Origin of the sequence: Ramlibacter sp. (assembly GCF_035655895.1) — a bacterium.
Lineage (GTDB): Bacteria > Pseudomonadota > Gammaproteobacteria > Burkholderiales > Burkholderiaceae_C > Ramlibacter.
The window spans coordinates 37,059-60,368 of the sequence record NZ_DASRTN010000004.1; the positions used below are offsets into that span (position 1 = coordinate 37,059).

Here is a 23,310-nt window from a genome sequence, read left to right on the forward strand (position 1 = left end):
GCTGCCGGCCGACAAGGCCGCGGCGACCCCGCCGCTAGACTCGGCCCATGTCCACCGCTGCGACGCCTTCCCCCGTCATGCCCGCGACGGCCTGCCCGCTGTGCGGCGCGGACAACCGCTGCGCGATGGAATCGCAGCGGCGCACCGGCCATTCGCAACCGCCCTGCTGGTGCACCCGGGCATCGTTCCCCCCCGACCTGCTGGCCCGCGTGCCCGAGGAGGCACGCGCACGTGCCTGCATCTGCCCCGGCTGTGCCGGCGCGACCGGTGGCTGACGGCGACCTCGCTGCCTTGAGCCGACGCTGGGGGCCGCGCTACCGCTGGCTCCTGCTGCTCTCGGTCATGGTGGGCACGATGGCGTCCGCCATGTCGTCCACCATCGTGAACGTGGCCATTCCCGACATGAGCCGGCACTTCGCGCTCGGGCAGGACCGCGCGCAGTGGGTGAGTTCCGGCTTCATGGTGGCGATGACGGTGTCGATGCTCACGACACCCTGGTTGCTGAGCCGCTTCGGCTACCGCGCGACCTACGTCGGCACGATGGCGCTGCTGCTGCTCGGCGGCGTGGCGGGCGGCCTGGCCCCCCAGTACGCGGTGGTGCTGATCGCACGCGTCGCCGAGGGCCTGGCCGCCGGCGTGGTGCAGCCGATCCCGGCCATCATCATGCTGCGGGCATTCGAGCCGCGCGAGCAGGGCCGCGCGGGTGGCGTCTTCGGCATGGGCGTGGTGCTGGCCCCCGCCCTGGGCCCCAGCATCGGCGGCCTGCTGGTCGACTGGTTCGGCTGGCGCTCGATCTTCTTCATGGTGGTGCCGTTCTGCCTGCTGTCGATCGCGCTGGCCTACACGTTCGTGCCGACCAGCGCCCCGGGCGGCGCGGCGGCGGACCGAGCCGCGCACCGGCTGGACTGGCGCGGCCTGCTGCTCGCGGCGGGTGGCACGCTGTGCCTGCTCAACGGATTGGTGGCGCTGCATGGCAGCCCCGGTGTCCAGGCCGCGGGGCTGCTCGGCACGGCCGTGGCCGCACTGGGAGTGTTCCTGTGGTGGCAGCGGCGGGCCCCGGCGACCGGGCGCACGCCGCTGATGAACCTGGCGCTCTTCACGCACCGGACCTACGCCATGGGCAGCATCGTCGCCTTCATCTACGGCATCGCCCTGTTCGGCTCGACCTACCTGCTGCCGGTCTACATGCAGTACGCGCTGCACTTGCCGGCGTCGCACGCCGGCACCATCCTGCTGCCGGCCGGGCTGGTGCTGGCGGTCACCATCGGCGTGGCCGGCCGCCTGGTGCACCGCGTCCCGACCCGCGTGCTGGTGTCCACGGGCCTGGTGCTGCTGGCGGCGTCGTTCGCGCTGATGCCGACGGTCGGGCTCGCCTCGCCGCTGTGGCTGCTGGTCGCCTGGGCGATCCTCGGCCGCATCGGGCTCGGCTGCATCCTGTCCTCGCTGAACATCGGCGCGATGCGGCCGCTGCCCAAGGACCTGATCCCACAGGCCGCGAGCGCCATCAACTTCCTGCGCATGCTCGGCGGCGCCGCCGGCGTGAGCCTGTGCGCGATCGTGCTCGAGTGGCGGCTGGCCGCACATGGCGATTCGCTGGCGGCGACGCAGACGAGCGCCGGCCGGCTGCTCGCGTTCGAGGAATCGTTCCTGATGCTGGCGGCGATCTGCGCCCTGGCCGTGCTCGCGTCCTGGCAGCTGCGCGAACGCCCCGAAGCCGCCGGCACTGGCCAATAATCGAGCCATGTGCCAGCTGCTCGGGATGAACTGCAACACGCCGACCGACGTTACGTTCAGCTTCACCGGGTTTGCGCAGCGCGGCGGGCGCACCGACCACCACGCCGACGGCTGGGGCATCGCCTTCTTCGAAGGCCGCGGCCTGCGCCATTTCGTGGACCACCAGCCCGCCTCGGAATCGCCGGTGGCCGAGCTGATTCGCCGCTATCCGATCAAGAGCCGCAACGTCATCGCCCACATCCGTAAGGCGACCCAGGGCGAGATCGCCCTGGAGAACTGCCACCCCTTCGTGCGCGAGCTGTGGGGGCGGTACTGGGTGTTCGCGCACAACGGCGACCTGAAGGACTTCCGGCCACGTCTGCACGCCAACTTCCACCCGGTCGGCAGCACCGACAGCGAGCGCGCCTTCTGCTGGATCATGCAGGAGCTGTGGAAGTCGCATGCCGGCGTGCCCAGCGTCCGGGAACTGACGCTCACGCTGCGCGAGCTGGCACCGCAGATCGCGCGGCACGGCCCCTTCAATTTCCTGCTGTCCAGCGGCGAAGCGCTGTGGGCCCACTGCGCCACCAACCTCTGGTACGTCGAGCGCAAGCACCCGTTCGCGCACGCGCGCCTGAAGGACGAGGACCTGTCGATCGACTTCGCCCGCCACACCGCCCCGCAGGACCGGGTGGCGGTGGTGGTCACCGGCCCGCTCACCACCGACGAGGCCTGGACCCAGATGCAGCCGGGCGAGCTGCGGGTGTTCGTGGACGGCGCCGGCGAGGCCTAGCCGGGCCGCGGTCAGCGGCGGGCCAGCGCCGCCTCCAGGGCGTCGAGGAACATCGCCGGCACATCGAAGCCGGTCTGGTCGGTGATTTCCTGGAAGCAGGTCGGGCTGGTGACGTTGATCTCGGTGAGCACGTCGCCGATCACGTCGAGCCCCACCAGCAGCAGGCCGCGCCCGGCCAGGACCGGGCCGAGCGCCTCGGCGATCTGGCGGTCGCGCGCCGAGAGCGGTTGCGCCACGCCCTTGCCGCCGGCGGCCAGGTTGCCGCGGACCTCGCTGCCCTGCGGAATGCGCGCCAGACTGAACGGCACCGGCCGGCCGCCGATCACCAGCACGCGCTTGTCTCCCTGCGCGATCTCCGGCACGAAGCGCTGCACCATCAGCGTGGTGCTGCCGTTGGCGTTCAGCGTCTCGGTGATCGACCCGAGGTTCAAGCCGTCCGGGCCGACGCGGAAGATGCCCATGCCGCCCATCCCATCCAGCGGCTTGAGGATGATCTCGCGGTGCTCCGCGTGGAAGCGCCGCACGGCCTCGGGGTCGCGCGTCACCAGCGTCGGGCTGACGAACTGCGGGAACTCCATGATCGCCAGCTTCTCGGGATGGTCGCGCAGCGCGCGCGGGCTGTTGAAGACGCGGGCGCCCTCCCGCTCGGCCTGCTCCAGCAGATGGGTGGCGTAGAAGTACTCGGAGTCGAACGGCGGGTCCTTGCGCATGAGCACCGCATCGAACGCGTGCAGCGGGCGCGCCGCCACCGTGGTCTCGTCGAACCAGCGCTCCTTGTCGCCCGTCAGGCGGATCTCGCGAACCGCCGCCTCGACCCGTCCGCCGGAGCGCCACACCAGGTGCCGCGGCTCGCAGGCCGCGACCTGGTGGCCCCGGCGCTGGGCCTCCCGCATCATGGAGAAGGTGGTGTCCTTGGAGATCTTGAAGTCTTCCAGCGGGTCGGCGACGAAGAGCAGCTTCATGGGCGAAGGTCGGGCAGGGGCGCTACTGTTGCACAAATCGGGACGGGTCGCCGATGCTCAGGGCGCCTTGGGGATCGCCAGGCCACGCTGCACCGCGGGCCTGGCCAGGAACGCGTCGAGCGCCCGCTGCACGTGCTGGAACTCGTCGAACTGGACCAGGTCGCGGGCCCCGTAGTACCCCACCAGGTTGCGCACCCAGGGGAAGGTCGCGATGTCGGCCACGGTGTACTCGTCGCCGGCGAGCCACTCGCGCGTGGCGAGCTGGCCGTCCAGCACGGCGAGCAGGCGCCGGGTCTCGGTCGCGTAGCGGTCGCGCGGCCGCTTGTCCTGCCAGTCCTTGCCGGCGAACTTGTGGAAGAAGCCGAGCTGGCCGAACATCGGCCCCACGCCCCCCATCTGGAACATCACCCACTGCACGGCGTGCCAGCGCGCTGCCGGGTCCTTGGGCAGCAGCTGGCCGGTCTTCTCGGCCAGGTACAGCAGGATCGCGCCCGACTCGAACAGCGCCAGCGGACGCCCGCCCGGTCCCTGCGGGTCGAGGATGGCCGGGATCTTGTTGTTCGGGTTGAGCGACAGGAACTCGGGCGAGGTCTGGTCGTGCTGCTCGAAATCGACCCGGTGCACCTCGTACGGGAGCCCGGTCTCCTCCAGCAGGATCGACACCTTCACGCCATTGGGCGTCGGCAGTGAATACAGCTGGAGCCGCTCGGGATGGATGGCGGGCCACTTGCGGGTGATCGGGAAGCTCGAAAGGTCGTTCATGGGCGGCACCGTACCAGCTTCGGCAAGGCCCGTGGTTCCTGGGGCAAAGCGCGATCCGGCGGCCGGCTTCGTGGTTTTCATCAGTGGCGCGGGGCCGCACCGGCTGCCACACTCCAGGCACGTTGCGTGCTTGAGCACGCCGCCCATCCACTCTCGAGGACACCTCCAATGACAACCAAGACCCTGGTTCCGCTCGTGCTCGCCGTCGCCGCCACTGGCGTCTGCGCGCAGGAAACGCTCAAGAAGGCCGCCGACACCAACAAGCTCACTCTCGCCTACCGCGAGGCCTCGGTGCCCTTCAGCTACCTGGCCGGCCCCGGCAAGCCGGTGGGGATGATGGTCGAGATCTCCGAGGCCATCGCCGCCGAAGTCAAGAAGGTCACCAACAAGCCCGGCCTGGAGATCGCCTGGCAGGCCGTGACGTCGCAGAACCGGATCCCGCTGCTGTCCAACGGCACGGTCGACCTGGAGTGCGGGTCGACCACCAACAACTCCACCCGCGGCAAGGACGTCCAGTTCGCGATCAACCACTTCTACACCGGCACCCGCCTGCTGGTGAAGAAGAACTCGGGCATCCGCAGCTATGCCGACCTGAAGGGCAAGACGATCGCGACCACGGCCGGCACCACCAACTTCCAGGTGCTGCGCAAGTACAACCAGGACAAGGCCCTGGACATGAACATCATCACCGGCAAGGACCACGACGACTCCAAGCTGCTGGTGGAAGGCGGCCGGGCGGTGGCGTTCGGCATGGACGACATCCTGCTGTTCGGGCTCAAGGCCAACGACAAGAACCCGGCCGACTGGGACGTGGTGGGCGAATCGCTGCAGGTCGAGCCCTACGCCTGCATGCTGCGCAAGGACGACCCGCAGTTCAAGCAACTGGTCGACCGCGTGATCGGCAACATGATGAAGAGCGGCGAGTTCGAGAAACTGTATGCGAAGTGGTTCACCTCGCCGATCCCGCCGAACAACGTCAACCTGAACCTGCCGATGGCGCCCGAACTGAAGGACAACCTGAAGGCGCTGAGCGACAAGCCGGCGACCTGAGCACGGCCCGCCCGTGCGCAAAGGGCGCCGCGGCGCCCTTTTTTGCTGGCACGCGGCGGTGCCTGGCTCGAAGGAATGCCGTCACCCGCGACCGCCAAGGCCGGCGGCGGCGGCGCCCGGGTCGCCGCGCGGGGCGGCCCGGTGGACCCTAGATCTCGATCTTCGAGCCGAGCTCCACCACCGCGTTGTTGGGCAGCTTGAGGAAATCGGCCGCCGCGCTGGCGTTGTGGTGCATCTGCGCGAACAGCTTCTCGCGCCACGTGGCCATGCCCCCGCCGATGGTGGGCACGACGACGTCGCGCGACAGGAAGTAGCTGGTGGTCATCGGCTGGATCTCGCAGCCCATGCCGCGCATGTGCTCCAGCGCGCGTGGCACGTCGAAGTCGTTCTTGAAGCCGTAGTGGATGACCACCTGCCAGCAGCTGTGGCCCAGCGCGTCGATCTCCAGCCGCTTGTTCAGGCCGATCCAGGGCGTCTCGTGGCTGCGCACCGTGACGAACAGGTTGTGCTCGTGCAGCACCTTGTTGTGCTTGAGGTTGTGCAGCAGCGCGTTGGGCACGGTGCCCGGTTCCCCGGTCAGGAACACGGCGGTGCCCTCGACGCGTGTCGGCGGGCTGACGAACACGGACTCCAGGAAGCTCTTGAGGTCGATGGCGTCCTGGCGCAGCTTGTCGTTGAGGATGGAGCGGCCCTTCTTCCACGTCATCATCAGCATGAAGATGGCGCCGCCGATCGCCAGCGGGAACCAGCCGCCGTGCAGCAGCTTGAGCATGTTGGAGGCGAAGAACGTGATGTCGACGACGAAGAACCAGCCGGTAGCGGCCAGGCACAGCCACAGCGGGTACTTCCAGCCGTAACGGATCACGAAGAACGTGAGGATGGTGGTGATCAGCATGTCCAGCGTCACCGCGATCCCGTAGGCGGCGGCCAGGCTGCTGGAGGAGCGGAACAGCACCACCGCCAGCACGATCGCGACGAACAGCCCCCAGTTGACGAACGGAATGTAGATCTGCCCGGTCTCGCGCACGCTGGTGTGCTGCACCGCCAGCCGCGGCAGGTAGCCCAGCTGGACGACCTGCTTGGTGACGCTGAAGGCGCCGGTGATCAGCGCCTGCGAGGCGATCACGGTCGCCATGGTGGCCAGCACCACCAACGGCACCAGGGCCCAGTCGGGGGCCATGAGGAAGAACGGATTCTTCACCGCCTCGGGCCGCTCGAGCAGCAGCGCGCCCTGGCCGAAGTAGTTGACCGTGAGCGCGGGCATCACCACCGAGAACCAGGCCAGCCGGATCGGCTTCTTGCCGAAATGGCCGAGGTCGGCATAGAGGGCCTCCGCCCCCGTCACGCACAGCACCACCGCGCCGAGAATGACGAACGTGGTGCCTGGATGCCGCCACATGAAGCCGACCGCGTGGTGCGGACTGAGCGCGCTCAGGATCTCGGGATGGCTGGTGATGTTGGCCACGCCCAGCACGGTGAGCGCCAGGAACCAGGTCAGCGTGATCGGGCCGAAGAACTTGCCGATGCCGCTGGTGCCGCGCTTCTGGACCGCGAACAGGCCGAACAGGATGAGCAGCGTCAGCGGGATCACGCCTTCCTTGAAGCGGGGCGACACCACCTCCAGGCCCTCGACCGCCGAGAGCACCGAGATGGCCGGCGTGATCACCCCGTCGCCATAGAACAGGCAGCTGCCGAAGATGCCGACGGCCAGCAGGATCTGGCGCAGCCGCGGCTTGTCCTTGACCGCCTGCGACGCCAGCGCCAGCATCGCGATCAGCCCGCCCTCGCCGTTGTTGTCGGCCCGCAGCACCAGCACGACGTACTTGAGCGAGACGATGACCGTCAGCGTCCAGAAGAAGATCGAGAGGATGCCGTAGACGTTGCCCGTCGTGAACGGCACGTGGCCGGAGCCGAAGACTTCCTTGACGGCGTACAGGACGCTGGTCCCGATGTCGCCGTAGACGACACCGATGGCGCCGAGGGTCAGCGCCGCGAGCGAGGATTTCGAGCTTTGCACAGGGGTCCCGCCTGGGCCGGCTCAGCGGCAGCGGGGTTCCGGTTCCTTGGGTCCGCTATTGTGCGCCGTCGATCCAGCCCTGCAGTGGTCATGTTGCACCGCAGCAACTGCCCGGTCAATCGTAGGTTTCGGCGTCCGGGTCGGTGGCTTCCAGCTCGTAGCTGGCCGCCAGCATCGCCAGGCGCCCGATGACGCCATACATGTAGAACCGGTTGGGCGCGCTGGCGCCGGGCTTCTGGCCGGGCTGCGGCAGCCGCGTGCTCTCGGCGAAGGCCAGCGGCACGAAGCCCGCGCCCGGCGCATTGAGGTTCTCGTCGATGCCGCGCTCGGGATGCACCCGGTAGAAGCCGCCGACGACGTAGCGGTCCATCATGTAGACCACCGGCTCGGCCACCGCGTCATGGATGCGCTCGTAGGTCTGGACACCTTCCTGGATGATGACGTCGTGCACTTCCTGGCCGTCCTTGACCACGGCCATCTTGTTGCGCGTGCGGCGGCTGAGCTGCTCGAGGTCCTTGACGTCGCGCACGGTCATGATGCCCATGCCATAGGTCCCGTTGTCGGCCTTGACGATCACGAACGGCTTCTCGTTGATGCCGTATTCCTTGTACTTCTTGCGCACCCGCGTCAGGAGTGCATCGACGTTGGACGTGAGGCACTCCATCCCGGTGCCGGCGTTGAAGTCGACCTCGCCGCAACGGTTGAACATGGGGTTGATCAGCCACGGGTCGATGCCCAGCATCTTGCCGAACCGCTTGGCAACCTCTTCGTAGCTCTGGAAGTGGCGACTCTTGCGCCGCACCGACCAGCCCGCGTGCAGCGGCGGCAGGAGGTACTGCTCGTGCAGGTCCTCCAGGATGCCCGGGGCGCCGGCGGACAGGTCGTTGTTGAGAAGGATGGTGCAGGGATCGAAATCCTTCAGCCCGAGCCGGTGCTTGCTGCGCACCACCGGCTCCAGCACCACGGACTCGCCCGTGGGCAGGTTGATCGTGGTGGGCTCCTTGATCTCGGGATTGATCGAGCCGACCCGCACGTTCAGGCCCGCCATGTGGAAGATCCGCTGCAGTTGCAGCACGTTGCTCAGGTAGAACGTGTTGCGGGTGTGGTTCTCCGGGATCACCAGCAGGTTGCGCGCTTCCGGACAGATCTTCTCGATCGCCGCCATCGCCGACTGCACGGCCAGCGGCAGCATCTCGGGAGTCAGGTTGTTCCAGCCGCCCGGGAACAGGTTGGTGTCGACCGGCGCCAGCTTGAAGCCCGCGTTGCGCACGTCCACCGAGGTGTAGAACGGCGGCGTGTGCTCCATCCATTCCAGGCGGAACCAGCGCTCGATGGCGGGCATCGATTCCAGGATGCGCTGCTCGAGCTCGTTGATGGGGCCGTTCAGGGCCGTGATGAGATGGGGAACCATGGAGCCCTCGTCGCCTGCCGATTGTTTGACTGGATTCTAGGGATTTGAGGGCGGCCGAGGAGCTTGCAAGGTGAGCCCAGCCGTTCCGAGCGGCGCGGTCAGCTCTGGCGTGCCAGGGGCAGGTTGAGCAGCAGGTTCTGCGGCTTCAGGCGCAGCCGGTTGGCCGCGTCCATGGCCATGGCCAGGTACACCGGCCGGCCGGCCACCTCCGGCCGCATCACGTGCGGATCGTCGAACTCCAGGCGGAACAGGCAGAGCATGCGCCGGCCCTCGGCCTCGTCGACCTCCTCGCCGCGGTACAGCGCGTTGAGCACCGCGGTCGCCTGGGCGTCCAGGCCGACATGCCAGACCCACTGGTCCTCGTCGATCTCGCGCTCCGGCGCCACCCGCACGTTGACGCCGTGGAAATGCCGAACCCACCTGGCGATGACCTCGCACAGCGCCGCCAGCGCCGGCTGGCCGTGGTTCAGGCTGACGACCAGGTCGTGGGCGTCGTTGCGCTCCCAGTACACCTGCGCATTGGCCTCGCCCAGCACGTCGAGTTCGGCGGTCCGCAGCGTGGCGCCGGCCTGCCGCAGCAGGTCGCCCAGCGTGCCGAAGCTGCCGGCCAGCGCCTGGCGCTCCACCGTCTCCTCGTCGGCCGCCATGACCTGGCCTTCGTCCTGGATCGCGATGCGCTGGGTGCGGAACAGCATCTCGGCCGCCCGCGCCTGGAACGGCGTGGCCTGCTCGCCCAGGATGTGGCGCAGCAGCACCTGGGTGAGCTGCTGCACCAGCAGCGGCGGCACGTCGACGTTGCCGCGGAACAGCTGCAGGTAGCTGCCTTCCAGGGTCGGGCGTGCCAGCAGCCGCTCGCGAAAGCGCAGCCACACCTCGTAGTTGGCGCGCGCATCCTCGTCCGCCAGGGCAGCCAGGCGCGCCGGCGCGACCGGCTGCCTGGGTGCCTCGAGCAGGGCCGCATGCAGGGCCCGCTCGGCGTCGCACGATTCGGCCACGGGCGCGAGTTCGGGCCGCGCGAGCAGGCTGCGCAGGAAGTCGTCGGTGACGACCAGCTGCCCCTCGGGCGACCGCTGCAGCAGCTGCCAGCCGCAGCCTGGCCAGTAGTCCGGCATGGCGGTCCCGGTCAGCGGCGGATCTCGCCCTGGCCCAGCACCACCCACTTCAGGGACGTCAGGCCTTCGAGGCCCACCGGGCCGCGGGCGTGGAACTTGTCGGTGCTGATGCCGATCTCGGCACCCAGTCCGTACTCGAAGCCATCGGCGAAGCGTGTGCTCGCATTGACCATCACGCTGGCCGAGTCGACCTCGCGCAGGAAGCGCTGGGCGTGCACGTGGTCGCGCGTGACGATCGCATCGGTGTGGTGGCTGCCGTACCGGTTGATGTGGGCGATGGCCTCGTCCAGTCCGGCGACCACCTTGATGCTGATGACGGGGGCGAGGTACTCCTCGTACCAGTCCTGCTCGGTGGCCGGCTTGACCTGTGCGCCCGGCAAGGCGGCCAGCAGTTCGCGCGCGGCCGGATCGCAACGCATCTCGACGCCCTTGGCCGCGAACACCGCACCGATCCTTGGCAGGAACTGCGCCGCGACGCCCCGGGCCACGAGCAGGCCTTCGGTGGCATTGCAGGGGCTGTACTTCTGCGTCTTCGCGTTCTCGACCAGCGCCACGGCCATGTCGAGGTCACATGGATCGTCGACGTAGGTGTGGCAATTGCCGTCCAGGTGCTTGATGACCGGCACCTTGGCCTCGCGGCTGATGCGCTCGATCAGGCCCTTGCCGCCGCGCGGGATGATCACGTCGACGAACTGCGGCATTGCGATCAGGTGCCCGACGGCCTCCCGGTCGGTGGTCTGCACCAGTTGCACGGCGTCATCGGGCAGCCCGGCCTCGGCCAGCGCCTCGCGCACCAGCAGGGCCAGCGCCTTGTTCGAGTCGATCGCCTCGGAGCCGCCGCGCAGGATGCAGGCGTTGCCGCTCTTGATCGACAGGCTGGCGGCTTCGATGGTGACGTTGGGTCGGCTCTCGAACACCATCCCGAAGACGCCGATCGGCACGCGCATGCGCCCCACCCGGATGCCGCTGGGCTGCTGGGTCATGCCGGAGATCTCGCCGACGATGTCGGCCATCGCGGCGAGCTGCTCGCAGCCTTCGGCCAAGGTGGCCAGCACCTGCGGCGTGAGCTTGAGCCGGTCGACCATCGGCGCGGCGAGGCCGGCCGCCTGGGCCCGCTCGATGTCGCGTGCGTTGGCGCCAGCCAGTGCCGGCCCGCTGGCCCGCAGCTTGCGGGCCAGCACCCGCAGGGCAGCATTCTTCTCGGCCGCCGTGGCGGCGGACATGCGCGAGCTGGCCTGTCGGGCCCGCTGCCCCATCGCCTGCAGGCTCGCGAGCAGGTCGGACGGCGCCGCGGCAGACAGCTCGGATGCGAGGGTTCTTGCGTTCACGCCGCGATTTTCCCACGCGCTGCCGAAGCCTGCTGCGCACCGCACTCCTGGCACAGCTGCATCGCCAGCCGGTGCAGCGCCTGCCAGCCGTCGTTGGGCCAGCCGGGGGCCCTCAGGCCCTTGACGATGCCGTCGACCACGTGGGCGGCATGCAGCAGGTTGTCCAGGGCGGTGGGCGACAGCCGCGGCAGCACGCGCTCGAACAACCGCTCCTTGAGCCCCCAGACGCGCTGCTCGCGCAGCGCCATCGGCAGCGGCCGGCCGGCGGCCATCGCGTCCTTGACCCGCTTGAGCGCGCGGATGTCCTCGGCCAGGGTGTAGTGCACCAGCACCTCGGCCTCGCCTTCGGCCTGCAGTCCGTCGAGCATCCGCTGCACGCGCGCCGCCTGGCCGGCCAGCACGGCCTCGGACAGCTTGAAGACGTCGTAGCGCGCCACGTTCAGCACGGCGCTCTCGACCTGCTCGAACGACAGCTCCCCGGCCGGGTACAGCAGCGCGAGCTTCTGGATCTCCTGGTGGGCGGCCAGCAGATTGCCCTCGACCCGGTCGGCGAAGAACTGCAGCGTGCGCTGCCCCGCCTCGCCCGAGACGACCCGCTGGCCCTGCTGCGCCAGCCGCTGGGTGATCCATGGCGGCAACGCGGACCGCTCCACCGGGTCGATCTGGATCGTGACGCCATGGCCGTCCAGGGCCGCGAACCAGGCGCCGCCCTTGGTCATCTTGTCCAGCCGCGGCAGCAGCACCAGCGTGAGCGTCGAGTCATTGCCCTGCGCGGCCTGGGCCAGCTGCTGCAGCGCCGGGCTGCCCTCCTTGCCGGGCTTGCCCGAAGGAATGCGGATCTCCACGATCTGGCGTTCGGCGAACAGGCTCAGCGAGCCGCCGGCGGCCAGCACCTCGCTCCAGTCGAAATGGGCGCCGGCGACGGTGTGGACCGTGCGCTCGGTGTAGCCCTGGGCACGCGCAGCGGCGCGGATCGCGTCGGCCGCCTCCTGCACCAGCAACGGCTCGTCGCCGTGCAGGGTGTAGAGCGAACGCAGGCCCTTCTGCAGGTGGGCGGTCAGCTGGGCGGCGGCAAGCTGCATGCCGCGAGTTTAGTCGGGCGGCCCCGCCTCCCGCGTCGTCGCCACCTCGCGGAAGACGGCGCAGGCCTTCTCGATCAGCACCGGCGTGATGGTCAGGGGCGGCGCGAAGCGGATCACCGTCTCGTGCGTCTCCTTGGACAGCACGCCACGTGCCGCCAGCCGCTCGACCAGGCGGCGCGCGCTGCCGTGCGCGGGATCGATGTCCACCCCGACCCACAGCCCGCGGCCGCGCACGTCCCGGATGAGAGGGGCGGCCGCCCGGCGCACCTCGTGCAGCCGCTCCATCAGCAAGGGACCATGCCGGGCCGCGCGTTCGACCAGCTGCTCCTCCTCGAGCACGCACAGTCCTTCCAGCGCGACGGCCGCCGCCAGCGCATTGCCGCCGAAAGTGGAGCCGTGGCTGCCCGGTTCGAAGACGTCCATCACGGCGGCATCGGCCAGGAAGGCACTGACGGGCAGCAGGCCGCCGCCCAGCGCCTTGCCGAGGATCAGTGCATCGGGGCGGATGCCCTCGTGCTCGAACGCGAACCAGCGGCCCGTGCGCCCCAGCCCGGCCTGCACCTCGTCGTCGATCAGCAGCACGCGCTCCCGGGTGCACCAGTCCCGCAGCGCGCGGAAGAACCCGGGCGGGGGCAGCACCACGCCGGCCTCGCCCTGGATCGGCTCGATCAGCACGGCGCACGTGTGGGGCCCCGCCGCCGCCTCGATGCTGGCCAGGTCGCCGAAGTCGAAATGCCGGAACCCGGGCGCGAACGGCCCGAAGCCGGCCCGGTACTCCGGCTCGCTGGAAAAGCCGACGATGGTGGAGGTGCGCCCGTGGAAGTTGCCGCGCGCCACCAGGATCTCGGCCTGGCCGTCCGGGATGCCCTTGACGCGGTAGCCCCAGCGGCGCGCGCACTTGATGGCGGTCTCGACGGCCTCGGCCCCGGTGTTCATCGGCAGCGCGCGTTCGAAGCCGGCGAGCGCGCACAGCTTCTGCAGGAACGGCCCCAGGGTGCTGCCGTGGTAGGCGCGGGAGGTGACCGCCACCTTCTCCAGCTGCCGGGTGGCGGCGGCGACCAGGCGCGGGTGCAGGTGGCCGTGGCTCACGGCCGAGTACGCACCCATCATGTCGATGTACTCGCGCCCTTCGACGTCCCAGACCAGGCAGTCGCGGGCACGCTCGACGACCACCGGCACGGGAAGGTAGTTGCGCGCGCCGTAGCGCTCTTCCAGGGCGACGAAGTGCTGGCTGCCCGGCCTCGGCTGGCTGTCCATTGCGGCTCTCCCCGGGGCACGCACCCCTGCTGCCACTCTACGCAGCAGTGGCCGCGCTGCGCGTCAGCGGACACCCCGTCCGGCTAGCCCGAGAGGGACTTGACGGCCGCCAGGCGCCGCATCAGCTGCTGGACCAGATCGTTCTGCATGTCGCGGTACAGGAGCGCCTCCTCGGCCTCCTTGGCGAGCACCGCCGATTCGTTGAAGCTGACGTCGCGCTGCTGCAGCAGCTCGGTGTCGGGAATCAGCTCGCGCCCCTGCGGCGTGCGCAGCCGGAAGCGCACCCGCAGCCGAAGCTGGAACTCGCGCACCTGGCCCGAGGCGTTCAGGCCGACGACGACCTTCTCGCGCGGCTCCGACAGGATGTCCAGGATGACCTCGGTCTTGTCGGGCGGCGTGGACAGCGGCATGACCTGCACCGTGCCCGTCGAATTGAGCATCCGGCGCAGCTCGTTGCCGATCGGGCCCGTGGACGGGATCGCGATGGTGTCGAAGGCGAAATCCGGCGCCTTGCGCAGCGCGAAGCCGCAGCCGGCCAGCAGCGCGGCGGCGCTGGCGGCGAGCAGCAGCCCCCGGCGCGGCAGCCGGCAGGCCGCTGGAGCTCCGGTGGCCGGAAGGGGCGTGGTGCGCGGGCCGGACATCGGTCAGACCACCACGTTGACCAGCCGGCCGGGGACGACGATGACCTTCTTCGGGGTCGCGCCGGCGGCGAACTTGGTGAAGGCCTCGCTGGCCAGTGCCAGCCGCTCGATCTCCTCGCGGCTGGCGGTGGCGGGGACGGCGACCGATCCGCGGTGCTTGCCGTTCACCTGCAGCACCAGCTCGATCTCGTCGAGCTGCAGTGCGCCCTCGTCGACCCGGGGCCAGGGCGCATCGAGCAGGTCGCCCAGCACGCCGGCGTAACCCAGCGCCTGCCAGAGCGCGTCGGCGATGTGCGGCGTGACCGGGTAGAGCACGCGCAGCAGGATGCCGAAGCCTTCCCGCAGCGCGGCGTCGGCGCCGGGGTCGGCCTCGCCCTTGAAGTCCTCCAGCGCGTTGAGCATCTTCATCGCGCCGGACACCACGGTGTTGTACTGCATGCGCTGGTAGTCGTAGTCGACCTGCCGCAGCACGGTGTGGATGTCGCGGCGCAGCGCCTGCACCTGCTTGCCGGGGGCCGCCGCACCGGCCAGTGCCGCCGCCGCCGAGAGCTTGTGGCCGAAGTTCCAGACCCGGCGCAGGAAGCGGTAGCTGCCCTCCAGGGCCGCATCGTTCCACTCCAGCGTGGCCTCCGGCGGCGCAGTGAACATCGTGTACAGGCGGGCGGTGTCGGCGCCGTACTTCTCGATCAGGTCCTGCGGGTCGACGCCGTTGTTCTTGGACTTGGACATCGTCGTCCAGCCCTCGTACGTGACCGGCTGGCCGTCGGCCTTGCTGGTGGCGGACAGCACCTTGGCGTGCTCGTCGCGCACGATGTCCAGCTCGTGGGTCCAGAAGTACTGCTTGCCAGTGGTGGTGCGCGAGAACGCCTCGTTGAGCACCATGCCCTGTGTGAGCAGCTTGGTGAAGGGTTCGTCGATCGTGACCAGGCCCAGATCGCGCATGACCTTGGTCCAGAAGCGCGCGTACAGCAGGTGCAGGATGGCGTGCTCGATGCCGCCGATGTACTGGTCCATCGGCATCCAGTACTGCGTTCCGTCGCCGACCATGCGCTGCTCGTTCTTCGGGTCGCAGTAGCGCATGAAGTACCAGGACGAATCCACGAAGGTGTCCATGGTGTCGGTCTCGCGGCGGGCGGGCTTGCCGCACACCGGGCAGCTGCATGCCAGGAAGTCCTCGCGCTTGTTCAGCGGATTGCCGCTGCCGTCCGGGACGCAGTCCTGCGGCAGGACCACGGGCAGGTCCTTCTCGGGCACCGGCACGGCGCCGTGCTGCTCGCAATGGATGATCGGGATCGGCGTGCCCCAGTAGCGCTGCCGGCTCACGCCCCAGTCACGCAGCCGCCAGGTGGTCTTCTTCTCGCCCAGGCCCTTTTGTTCGAGCGCATGGGCGACCGCGTTGACGGCGTCCTGGTAGCCGAAGCCGCTGTACACGTCCGAGTTGATGGTGACGCCGTGCTCCTTGTCGGCGTACCACTCCTGCCAGTGCTTGTAGTCGTAGGTCTCGCCGTCGACGTGCACGACCTGCATGATCGGCAGGTCGTACTTGAGCGCGAACGCGAAGTCGCGCTCGTCGTGCCCCGGCACGCCCATGACGGCGCCGTCACCGTACCCCATGAGCACGTAGTTGCCCACCCAGACGTCGACCGGCTCGCCGGTCAGCGGATGGGTGACGACCAGGCCGGTCGGCATGCCTTCCTTCTCGCGCAGCGCGAGCTCGGCCTCGGTGGTGCCGCCCTTCTTGCAGTCCTCGATGAAGGCAGCGAGCTTCGGGTTGGCGCGGGCCGCGTGCGTGGCCAGCGGATGCTCCGGTGCCACGGCACAGAACGTGACGCCCATGATCGTGTCGGCACGGGTGGTGAACACGTACAGCCGCCCCTCGCCGATCAGCTGGCCCGTGGCGTCGCGGATGTCGTGCGGGAACGCGAAGCGCACGCCTTCGCTGCGGCCGATCCAGTTCTCCTGCATCAGCCGCACCCGCTCCGGCCAGCCGGGCAGCTTGTGCTGCACGTGCTCCAGCAGCTCGGCCGCGTAGTCGGTGATCTTCAGGTAGTAGCCGGGGATCTCGCGCTTTTCCACCACCGCGCCGGTGCGCCAGCCCTTGCCGTCGATCACCTGCTCGTTGGCCAGCACGGTCTGGTCGACCGGGTCCCAGTTGACGACCTGCGTCTTGCGGTACGCGATGCCCTTCTCCAGCATCTTCAGGAACAGCCACTGGTTCCACTTGTAGTAGCTGGGATCGCAGGTGGCGACCTCGCGCGACCAGTCGATGGCCAGTCCCATCGACTGCATCTGGCCCTTCATGTAGGCGATGTTGTCGTACGTCCACTTGGCCGGCGGCACGCCGTTCTTGAGCGCCGCGTTCTCCGCCGGCAGGCCGAACGCGTCCCAGCCCATGGGCATCAGCACGTTGTAGCCGTTCATGCGCAGGTACCGGGTCAACATGTCGTTGATGGTGTAGTTGCGCACGTGGCCCATGTGCAGCTTGCCGCTGGGATACGGCAGCATCGAGCAGGCGTAGAACTTCTTCTTGCGTGCGTCCTCGACCACGCGGTAGGCGTCCCGGGCGCGCCACTGCGCCTGCGCGGCCCGCTCGACCTCGAGGTGGTTGTACTTGTCTTGCATGGCAGGAATTCTAGGCGGCGCCCGCCGGGGTGGCCCGGCGGCGCGGCCGCGGGCGTGTCAGCGGCTGCCGGGCTCGGCCACGAAGCCGATGCGGTTGAGGCCAGCCTTCTGGGCGGCCCCCATCACGGCGACGACGCGGCCATAGGGCACGGCCTGGTCGGCCCGCAGCTGGACCTCGGTGTCCGCGCCCTGCCGGGCCGCTTCGGCCAGCCGCTGCGCCAGCTGCTCGGGCGTGACCGGCTGGTCGTTGAAGAACGTCCGGCCGGCCGCGTCGAGGCCGACGGTCACGAACCGCGGAGTGTCCGACGGCTGGGCGCCTTCGGCCTGCGGGAGATCCAGGCGCAGCGAACTGGCCATCAGCGGCGCGGTGACGAGGAGGATCACGACCAGCACCAGCATCACGTCCACCAGCGGCGTGACGTTGATGTCGCTGATCGGACGCGCGCCCTCGGTGCGCTCGAGCCGGCCGAACGCCATCAGGCGGCTCCAGCGGCCGGCGACCCGGGCGCGGCGAACCCCGTCGCATCGGCGTGGTGCACCACCAGCTCGCGCAGGTCGCGGGCGAAGCCCTCGAGGTCGGCTTCGATGCGGCCGATGCGCCGTCCGAAGATGTTGTAGCCCAGCACGGCGGGGATGGCCACCGCCAGCCCGGCCGCCGTCATGATCAGGGCCTCACCGACGGGGCCGGCGATCTTGTCGATGCTGATCTGCCCGGCCGTGGCAATGCCCGCCAGCGCGTGGTAGATGCCCCAGACGGTGCCCAGCAGGCCGACGAAGGGGGCGGTGGAGCCGACCGTGGCCAGCAGCACCTGGCCGAACTGCAGCTTGTCGAGAACCGCATGCAGGGCATCGCGCAGCACGCGCGTGAGCTGCTGGCTGCGGTCGCCGGCGGCGGCCAGCGAGCCGGCCGGCTGGGCCTGCGTGGCGTCCACCAGCGGCAGCACCAGCGCGTCCCGGTCGACGCCGGCCACCCGCTCGCGGGCATCGACGACGGAAGGTGCCTGCCAGAAGGCGGCGGTGGCACGGGCGACGTCGGCCCCGGCCCGGCGCAGCAGCCACGCCTTCCAGAGGATCACGACCCAGCTGGCCACCGACATGAGCAGCAGCAGCAACGCCACCGCGCGGCCGATCGCGTCGGCCTGGCCGAACAGCTGCAGGACATCCATCGTGAGTCTTCCCTTCCTCGCCACAACGCGCCTGCGCGGCGCCGCGCCTACCTCAGACCGAGGACGTCGAACATGTCGTACAGGCCGTTGCGCTTGTCCGCCAGGAAGCGGACGGCGCGCAGGCTGCCCTGCGCATAGGTGGCGCGGCTGGACGACTTGTGCGTGATCTCGATGCGCTCGCCGGTGCCGGCGAACAGCACGGTGTGGTCGCCCACGATGTCGCCGCCGCGGATGGTGGCGAAGCCGATGGTGGACGGGTCGCGCTCGCCGGTGACGCCTTCGCGGCCGTACACCGCGCAGTCCTTCAGGTCGCGGCCGAGGGCCGCCGCGACCACTTCGCCCATCTTGAGGGCGGTGCCCGAGGGCGCGTCGACCTTGTGGCGGTGGTGCGCCTCGACGATCTCGATGTCGTAGCCGGTCGACAGGGCCTTGGCCGCCATCTCCAGCAGGCGCAGCGTGACGTTCACGCCGACGCTCATGTTGGGTGCCATGACGATGGCGATGTCCCTGGCGTAGTCGGCGATGCGGGCCTTCTGGTCGTCGCTGAAGCCGGTGGTGCCGATCACGGCCTGCACGCCGCGCTCGCGGCAGGCCTCCAGGTGGGCCATCGTGCCCTCCGGCCGGGTGAAGTCGATCAGGACCTTGGCGCGCGCGAGCCCCGTGCGCACGTCGGCGACCACCGGAACGCCGCTGGCGGTGCCCAGGAACGCCGCGGCGTCGTTGCCGATGGCGGGGCTGGAGGGCCGGTCCATCGCGCCGGCGAGCTGGCAGTCGCCGGAGGCGCGGATCGCCTCGATCAGCATCTGGCCCATGCGGCCGGTGGCGCCGGCAACGGCGATCTGGTGCAAGGCGGCGGGCGCCGCGGTCGTCGGTGGCATCGCGGGATCAGCGAGCCACGGAGGGCTCGAGCGGAGGATAGGACGCGGTGGCGGGCGCGGGCGCGGGCGGCTGCGGCTGCGGCGCCTTGCCGGCATTGCGCTGCAGCTGCTCCTCGGTCGCCTGCAGCGGCGGCACCTTGCCGGCGCGGCGCTTGTTGATGGTGGCGACGAACTCGGACTCGCTGGGCATCGTGTCGCCCTCGACGCGGTCGAGTGTCTCGCCGCGGAAGAACACGGTGAGCCGCCGGGCCTGCGGCTCGACGCCCTGCCGTCGCAGCGTGAACACGTAGTCCCAGCGGTCGGCGTGGAACACGCTGGTGACCAGTGGTGTGCCCAGGATCTCGCGCACCTGCTGGCGGCCCATGCCGGGCTTGAGCAGCTCCACCTGCTCGCGCGAGATGAAGTTGCCCTGGACGATCTCGACCTTGTACGGCGTGATCGCGTCGGCGATCCGCCGGCTGGCGCCGTCGACGGTGCCGCAGCCCGCCACGGCTGCGCAAAGCCCGAGCGCGAGACCGGGCTGCAGGGAACGCAGGAGGGACAACGGCATGGTGGCGGAAGCAGGCGATATGATCGAACGATTGTAGCGGCAGCCCCCCGCGGCCCCTGCCGCCCGACCCGCCATGGCGAACATCGACGAACTCAAAAACACCGGCCTGAAGGCGACCCTGCCCCGCCTGAAGATCCTGGACGTGTTCCAGAAGGGTTCGCAGCGCCACATGACGGCCGAGGACGTCTTCCGGGTGCTGCTCGAGGAGCGTTCCGACATCGGGCTGGCCACCGTCTACCGCGTGCTGACCCAGTTCGAGCAGGCCGGCATCCTCTCGCGCAGCCACTTCGAGAGCGGCAAGGCGGTGTACGAGCTGAACGAGGGAACGCACCACGACCACATGGTGTGCCTCGACTGCGGCCGGGTCGAGGAGTTCTACGACGCCGAGATCGAGAAGCGCCAGCACGCGGTGGCGCAGGCCAAGGGCTTCGCCATCGCCGATCACGCCCTGTCGCTCTACGCGCACTGCACCAAGGACGATTGTCCGCACCGCCCCAAGCGGCGCGGTAGCTGAGCCCCCGGCGCCTTCTCCTCAGGCGCCCTTTTCCATGGCGCGGCGATGCCGCTCCACGAACTCCTGGTAGGTGTCGACGCCGCGCAGCTGCAGGATGGTGTTGCGCACCGCCGCCTCCACCAGCACGGCGATGTTGCGGCCCGCCACCACCTGGATGACCGCCTTGCGCACCGGCACGCCCAGCACGTCCTGCACCAGCGGCTCGTAGGGCAGGCGCTCGTAGTCGCGCTCCAGGGTCTCGCGCCGCACCAGGTGGACGATCAGGCGCAGCCGCATCTTCCGGCGCACGGCGGTCTCGCCGAAGATGGCCCGGATGTCCAGCAGGCCGATGCCGCGCACTTCCAGCAGGTTCTGCAGCAGTTCCGGGCAGCGACCCTCGATGGTGGTCTGGTTGACCCGGTACAGGTCGACGGCATCGTCGGCCACCAGGCCGTTGCCGCGGGTGATCAGTTCCAGGCCGAGTTCGCTCTTGCCCAGGCCCGACTCGCCGGTGATCAGCACGCCCAGGCCGAGGATGTCCATGAACACGCCGTGCATCGAGGTGCGCTCGGCGAAGTGCTTGGACAGGTAGGCGCGCAGCACGTCGATGACGAAGGCCGACGGCTCCTCGGTGGCGAACATCGGGATCTGCGCCCGCTCGCACATCGACAGCAGGGACTCGGGGGCGCTCTGGCCGTCGGTCAGCACCAGCACCGGCGGCTCCAGCGTCACGATGCGCGAGATCCGCCGGGCGCAGTCGTCGGCGGTCGCATTGGTGAGGTAGGCGACTTCGCGCTCGCCCAGGATCTGGACCCGGTACGGGTGGATGTAATTGAGGTAGCCGACCAGGTCGGCGCCGGAGCGGGCGGCACGCACGGCGACCTCGTCGAAGCGGCGTTCCGAAGCGCCCAGCCCGGCGACCCATTCCCACTTGAGCTGCGCGCGGTGGTCCTCGAAGAGGACGTCGGCGCTGACGACGGTGGGTTTCACGCCGGCTGCGCCGACTGCCAGGTGGCGATCAGCCGGTGCAGCTCGGCAGCGTCGGCGCTGGCCTTGATCTTTTCACGCAGCGGCGCGTCGGAGAGCAACTCGGCGATCTCGGAGAGGATTTCCAGGTGCTTCTGCGTCGCCGCCTCGGGCACCAGCAGGAAGATGAGCAGGTTGACCGGTTGCTCGTCCGGCGCATCGAACCCGATCGGGTTGGCGAGCTGGAACAGGGCCGCCATCGGGGCCTTCAGGCCCTTGATGCGTCCGTGCGGAATGGCCACGCCGTGGCCCAGGCCGGTGGAGCCCAGGCGCTCGCGAGCGAACAGGCTGTCGGTGATCAGGGCCCGTGACAGGCCGTGCAGGTTCTCGAACAGCAGGCCCGCCTCTTCGAACGCGCGCTTCTTGCTGGTGGCGTCGACGCTCACGAGGACCTGAGCGGCTGGCAGGATGGCAGCGAGACGGTTCATGGTCGGGGATGGCGATTATGCACCCCGGTCCGCCCGCCGGGTCGGCCGACTCAGCGTCGGGCTGCGACCGTGGCAACCCCGCCGCACCGGCGTCAAAAAGGCCCCGCGAAGGGGCCTTCCAGTGGCGAACGCCAGCTCACATCAGGCGCTTGGGCGCGGCGTGGTGGTGGTCCTGCAGCCGGGTCTTGTGGCGCCCGACCTGGCGGTCGAGCTTGTCCACCAGCTGGTCGAGGGCGGCGTACAGGTCCTCGTGGGCGCTCTCGGCGAACATGTCGTTGCCCTTGACGTGGATGCGGCATTCCGCCCGCTGTCGTCGTTCCTTTTCCCGCAGGTTGTCAATGACGAGGAGAACCTTGATGTCCACCACCTGGTCGAAGTGGCGGGTGATCCGATCGAGCTTGGTGGTCACGTAGCTGCGCAGCGCGGGGGTGACTTCGAGATGGTGACCGCTGATCGTCAAGTTCATGAATGAGCCTCCTGGTGCACTCGGGTTGAAAGTCCGCCGGGGCCGGCGGGCGAGGGGGAAAGCGTGAACTGTTGCGGCCCACTATGCCCGGCAGCATCCCGGAACGCAATGCGGTGGCGCAAGCCGACACAAATGCAAGGCGTGACAACCGGTCCATGCGGGCAGGTGGATGCGCCGGCGGGCCGCAGGCGGGCGAGCAGCTCAGCGTTGGCGAGGAACCGAGCGCAGGCGTCGCCGGCGGCGGCTTCGCGCCCGTGCGAGCGCGCATGCCGGCGCCGATGCAAAGCAAAAGCGGCCCCGCAGGGCCGCTTTGGCGCCAAGGACCGGCGCGCCATGCGCCGGCTACCCGGGACGGTTCAGGTCAGGTCGATCAGCTCACGCGCCAGGCCGGGGCTGCCTTCAGGTAGCGGCTCCAGTCGCCGCCGGCGCGGGCCCGCGGATGCGCCTGGGCGCCCGGGCGCTCGAGGTTCGCGTGCTCGACGCGGTCGCCCTGCGGCTTCTCGCGCGGGGCATCGGTGAATTTGTTGGGGTTCTTGGATTCGGTCAACATGCGGGGCCTTGAAGGAATGGTGCGGTCTCAGCTGCCGCTGTCGTTGCTCGGGTTCTGCGCGCCGGACGGACGCTCCGGCCGCTGCGCTTGCCGGCTGATGAAAGGCCAGGCGTGACTGCCGCGACGGCGCGGCTGGTCGGCCGCTTCAGGCTTCTCGCCTTCGCCGGTGCGACGCCAGCTCATGCGGCTGGCGTTCGGGTCGTTCGCTAGCTGGATCATCGTTGCTGCTCCTTGCGGGAAACGGGGCGGCGAGCCGCTCCGAGGGGAAGAGCCAATGTAGGGGGATGACCTCATCGGCGCTGTCGGACAGGTCGGCCCAGCTCTGTAGGACGCCTCCTGCGGATGGGGCAGCGGCCGGACGGCGCGATCGGCGCCGGGGCGCCGTGACAATCCAGGCATGCCCCAGACCTCCCGTGGCACCGGCCTGCGCCCTTGCCGCCTCCCCAAGAGTCAGCGCGTACTTCTCATCGTCGATTTCATCACCTCGCTGGACTTCCCGGGCGCCGAAAAGCTCGCGGCGCCTGCGCTGGTGGCAGCACGGGCGACCGCCGCCCTGAAGCAGCGCCTGCAGGCCGAGCAGGTCCCGGCCATCTACGCCAACGACAACTACGGCGTCTGGCAGTCCGACTTCCACAGCCTGGTCTCCACCTGCCTGGGCCTGGAAGGCGAAGCCGGGCAGATCGCGCGCGTGCTGTACCCGCAGGCGGACGACATCACCATCCTCAAGCCACGCCATTCGGCCTTCTACGCCTCGGCCCTCGAGCTGCTGCTGACCGAGATGGAGGCGCGCGAGCTGGTGATCTGCGGACTGGCCACCGACATGTGCGTGCAGATGACCGCCGCCGATGCGTTCCTGCGCGAGTTCAAGGTCTGGGTGCCCGCCGACTGCACCGCGGCGGAAACCAAGGAGGCCAAGGCCGCCGCGCTGGCCTACATGGGCAGCGTGCTCAAGTGCGACGTCCGTCCGTCCACCGCAGGCGAGCCGGCAATCGGCTGATCCGCA

At 69.6% G+C, this 23,310-nt stretch carries 25 protein-coding genes; 6 read left to right on the forward strand and 19 right to left on the reverse strand.

Annotation, left to right across the window (positions count from 1 at the left end; all coding sequences use genetic code 11):
* Positions 1–47: 47 nt before the first annotated feature.
* The 3 genes from VFE82_RS02145 to VFE82_RS02155 are packed head-to-tail and all read left to right on the forward strand — an operon-like array spanning position 48 to position 2,506.
* Positions 48–275, forward strand: coding sequence for a cysteine-rich CWC family protein (locus tag VFE82_RS02145; RefSeq protein WP_324998585.1), 228 nt, complete (start codon positions 48–50; stop codon positions 273–275).
* 16 nt (positions 276–291) lie between these two features.
* The gene (locus VFE82_RS02150; protein ID WP_324998586.1) at positions 292–1,734 is read left to right on the forward strand and encodes a DHA2 family efflux MFS transporter permease subunit; all 1,443 of its coding nucleotides are present in this window, start codon (positions 292–294) and stop codon (positions 1,732–1,734) included.
* Between the two features lie 7 nt (positions 1,735–1,741).
* Complete coding sequence (locus tag VFE82_RS02155; RefSeq protein WP_324998587.1) at positions 1,742–2,506, forward strand: class II glutamine amidotransferase; 765 nt, start codon at positions 1,742–1,744, stop codon at positions 2,504–2,506.
* A gap of 11 nt (positions 2,507–2,517) precedes the next feature.
* On the opposite strand, the gene gshB is transcribed toward VFE82_RS02155, so the two are convergent.
* On the reverse strand, positions 2,518–3,468 hold the full coding sequence (gene gshB / locus VFE82_RS02160) for a glutathione synthase (protein ID WP_324998588.1): 951 nt from the start codon (positions 3,466–3,468) through the stop codon (positions 2,518–2,520).
* Positions 3,469–3,525: 57 nt separating this feature from the next.
* A complete protein-coding gene (locus VFE82_RS02165) occupies positions 3,526–4,230 on the reverse strand; it encodes a glutathione S-transferase N-terminal domain-containing protein (protein WP_324998589.1) in 705 nt (234 codons plus the stop codon).
* A 168-nt stretch (positions 4,231–4,398) separates the two neighbouring features.
* On the opposite strand from VFE82_RS02165, the gene VFE82_RS02170 reads away from it, so the two are divergent.
* Positions 4,399–5,280 carry a transporter substrate-binding domain-containing protein gene (locus VFE82_RS02170; RefSeq protein WP_324998590.1) on the forward strand — a complete coding sequence of 294 codons (882 nt, stop codon included), beginning with the start codon at positions 4,399–4,401 and terminating at the stop codon, positions 5,278–5,280.
* Positions 5,281–5,428: 148 nt separating this feature from the next.
* On the opposite strand, the gene VFE82_RS02175 is transcribed toward VFE82_RS02170, so the two are convergent.
* The 12 genes from VFE82_RS02175 to VFE82_RS02230 all read right to left on the reverse strand — a co-directional run bounded on the left by VFE82_RS02175 (position 5,429) and on the right by VFE82_RS02230 (position 19,344).
* Entirely contained in the window at positions 5,429–7,297 is a 1,869-nt protein-coding gene (locus tag VFE82_RS02175) for a potassium transporter Kup (RefSeq protein WP_324998591.1), read from the reverse strand.
* A 115-nt stretch (positions 7,298–7,412) separates the two neighbouring features.
* Complete coding sequence (gene gshA, locus VFE82_RS02180; protein WP_324998592.1) at positions 7,413–8,708, reverse strand: glutamate--cysteine ligase; 1,296 nt, start codon at positions 8,706–8,708, stop codon at positions 7,413–7,415.
* A gap of 98 nt (positions 8,709–8,806) precedes the next feature.
* Positions 8,807–9,820 (reverse strand): DUF6352 family protein, encoded by a 1,014-nt coding sequence (locus tag VFE82_RS02185; RefSeq protein ID WP_324998593.1) that lies wholly within the window; start codon positions 9,818–9,820, stop codon positions 8,807–8,809.
* Between the two features lie 11 nt (positions 9,821–9,831).
* Positions 9,832–11,097: a glutamate-5-semialdehyde dehydrogenase gene (locus VFE82_RS02190; protein ID WP_324998775.1), complete on the reverse strand. Its 1,266-nt coding sequence runs from the start codon at positions 11,095–11,097 to the stop codon at positions 9,832–9,834.
* Positions 11,098–11,144: 47 nt separating this feature from the next.
* Positions 11,145–12,230 carry a DNA polymerase III subunit delta gene (gene holA, locus VFE82_RS02195; RefSeq protein ID WP_324998594.1) on the reverse strand — a complete coding sequence of 362 codons (1,086 nt, stop codon included), beginning with the start codon at positions 12,228–12,230 and terminating at the stop codon, positions 11,145–11,147.
* Positions 12,231–12,239: 9 nt separating this feature from the next.
* The gene (rocD, locus tag VFE82_RS02200; RefSeq protein WP_324998595.1) at positions 12,240–13,487 is read right to left on the reverse strand and encodes an ornithine--oxo-acid transaminase; all 1,248 of its coding nucleotides are present in this window, start codon (positions 13,485–13,487) and stop codon (positions 12,240–12,242) included.
* A gap of 83 nt (positions 13,488–13,570) precedes the next feature.
* Positions 13,571–14,128: an LPS assembly lipoprotein LptE gene (gene lptE / locus VFE82_RS02205; RefSeq protein ID WP_324998596.1), complete on the reverse strand. Its 558-nt coding sequence runs from the start codon at positions 14,126–14,128 to the stop codon at positions 13,571–13,573.
* A gap of 3 nt (positions 14,129–14,131) precedes the next feature.
* A complete protein-coding gene (gene leuS / locus VFE82_RS02210) occupies positions 14,132–16,750 on the reverse strand; it encodes a leucine--tRNA ligase (protein ID WP_324998597.1) in 2,619 nt (872 codons plus the stop codon).
* A gap of 57 nt (positions 16,751–16,807) precedes the next feature.
* On the reverse strand, positions 16,808–17,227 hold the full coding sequence (locus VFE82_RS02215) for a biopolymer transporter ExbD (RefSeq protein WP_324998598.1): 420 nt from the start codon (positions 17,225–17,227) through the stop codon (positions 16,808–16,810).
* On the reverse strand, positions 17,227–17,916 hold the full coding sequence (locus VFE82_RS02220; protein ID WP_324998599.1) for a MotA/TolQ/ExbB proton channel family protein: 690 nt from the start codon (positions 17,914–17,916) through the stop codon (positions 17,227–17,229). The genes VFE82_RS02215 and VFE82_RS02220 overlap by 1 nt, the downstream gene beginning before the upstream one ends.
* Positions 17,917–17,963: 47 nt before the next feature.
* The gene (dapB, locus tag VFE82_RS02225) at positions 17,964–18,794 is read right to left on the reverse strand and encodes a 4-hydroxy-tetrahydrodipicolinate reductase (protein WP_324998600.1); all 831 of its coding nucleotides are present in this window, start codon (positions 18,792–18,794) and stop codon (positions 17,964–17,966) included.
* Between the two features lie 7 nt (positions 18,795–18,801).
* Positions 18,802–19,344 (reverse strand): outer membrane protein assembly factor BamE, encoded by a 543-nt coding sequence (locus VFE82_RS02230; RefSeq protein WP_324998601.1) that lies wholly within the window; start codon positions 19,342–19,344, stop codon positions 18,802–18,804.
* 73 nt (positions 19,345–19,417) lie between these two features.
* On the opposite strand from VFE82_RS02230, the gene fur reads away from it, so the two are divergent.
* Complete coding sequence (gene fur / locus VFE82_RS02235) at positions 19,418–19,858, forward strand: ferric iron uptake transcriptional regulator (RefSeq protein WP_324998602.1); 441 nt, start codon at positions 19,418–19,420, stop codon at positions 19,856–19,858.
* A gap of 18 nt (positions 19,859–19,876) precedes the next feature.
* On the opposite strand, the gene hprK is transcribed toward fur, so the two are convergent.
* The 5 genes from hprK to VFE82_RS02260 form a co-directional block, all read right to left on the reverse strand.
* Entirely contained in the window at positions 19,877–20,827 is a 951-nt protein-coding gene (gene hprK / locus VFE82_RS02240; protein ID WP_324998603.1) for an HPr(Ser) kinase/phosphatase, read from the reverse strand.
* Positions 20,824–21,291 carry a PTS sugar transporter subunit IIA gene (locus VFE82_RS02245; RefSeq protein ID WP_324998604.1) on the reverse strand — a complete coding sequence of 156 codons (468 nt, stop codon included), beginning with the start codon at positions 21,289–21,291 and terminating at the stop codon, positions 20,824–20,826. The genes hprK and VFE82_RS02245 overlap by 4 nt, the downstream gene beginning before the upstream one ends.
* A gap of 136 nt (positions 21,292–21,427) precedes the next feature.
* Positions 21,428–21,757 (reverse strand): ribosome hibernation-promoting factor, HPF/YfiA family, encoded by a 330-nt coding sequence (gene hpf, locus VFE82_RS02250; RefSeq protein WP_324998605.1) that lies wholly within the window; start codon positions 21,755–21,757, stop codon positions 21,428–21,430.
* A 370-nt stretch (positions 21,758–22,127) separates the two neighbouring features.
* Positions 22,128–22,307 carry a hypothetical protein gene (locus VFE82_RS02255; RefSeq protein WP_324998606.1) on the reverse strand — a complete coding sequence of 60 codons (180 nt, stop codon included), beginning with the start codon at positions 22,305–22,307 and terminating at the stop codon, positions 22,128–22,130.
* Positions 22,308–22,334: 27 nt separating this feature from the next.
* Positions 22,335–22,526, reverse strand: coding sequence for a hypothetical protein (locus tag VFE82_RS02260; protein ID WP_324998607.1), 192 nt, complete (start codon positions 22,524–22,526; stop codon positions 22,335–22,337).
* Positions 22,527–22,704: 178 nt separating this feature from the next.
* Here VFE82_RS02260 and VFE82_RS02265 point away from each other — a divergent pair, with 178 nt between their 5' ends.
* Complete coding sequence (locus VFE82_RS02265; protein ID WP_324998608.1) at positions 22,705–23,304, forward strand: isochorismatase family cysteine hydrolase; 600 nt, start codon at positions 22,705–22,707, stop codon at positions 23,302–23,304.
* The last annotated feature ends 6 nt before the right edge of the window (positions 23,305–23,310 follow it).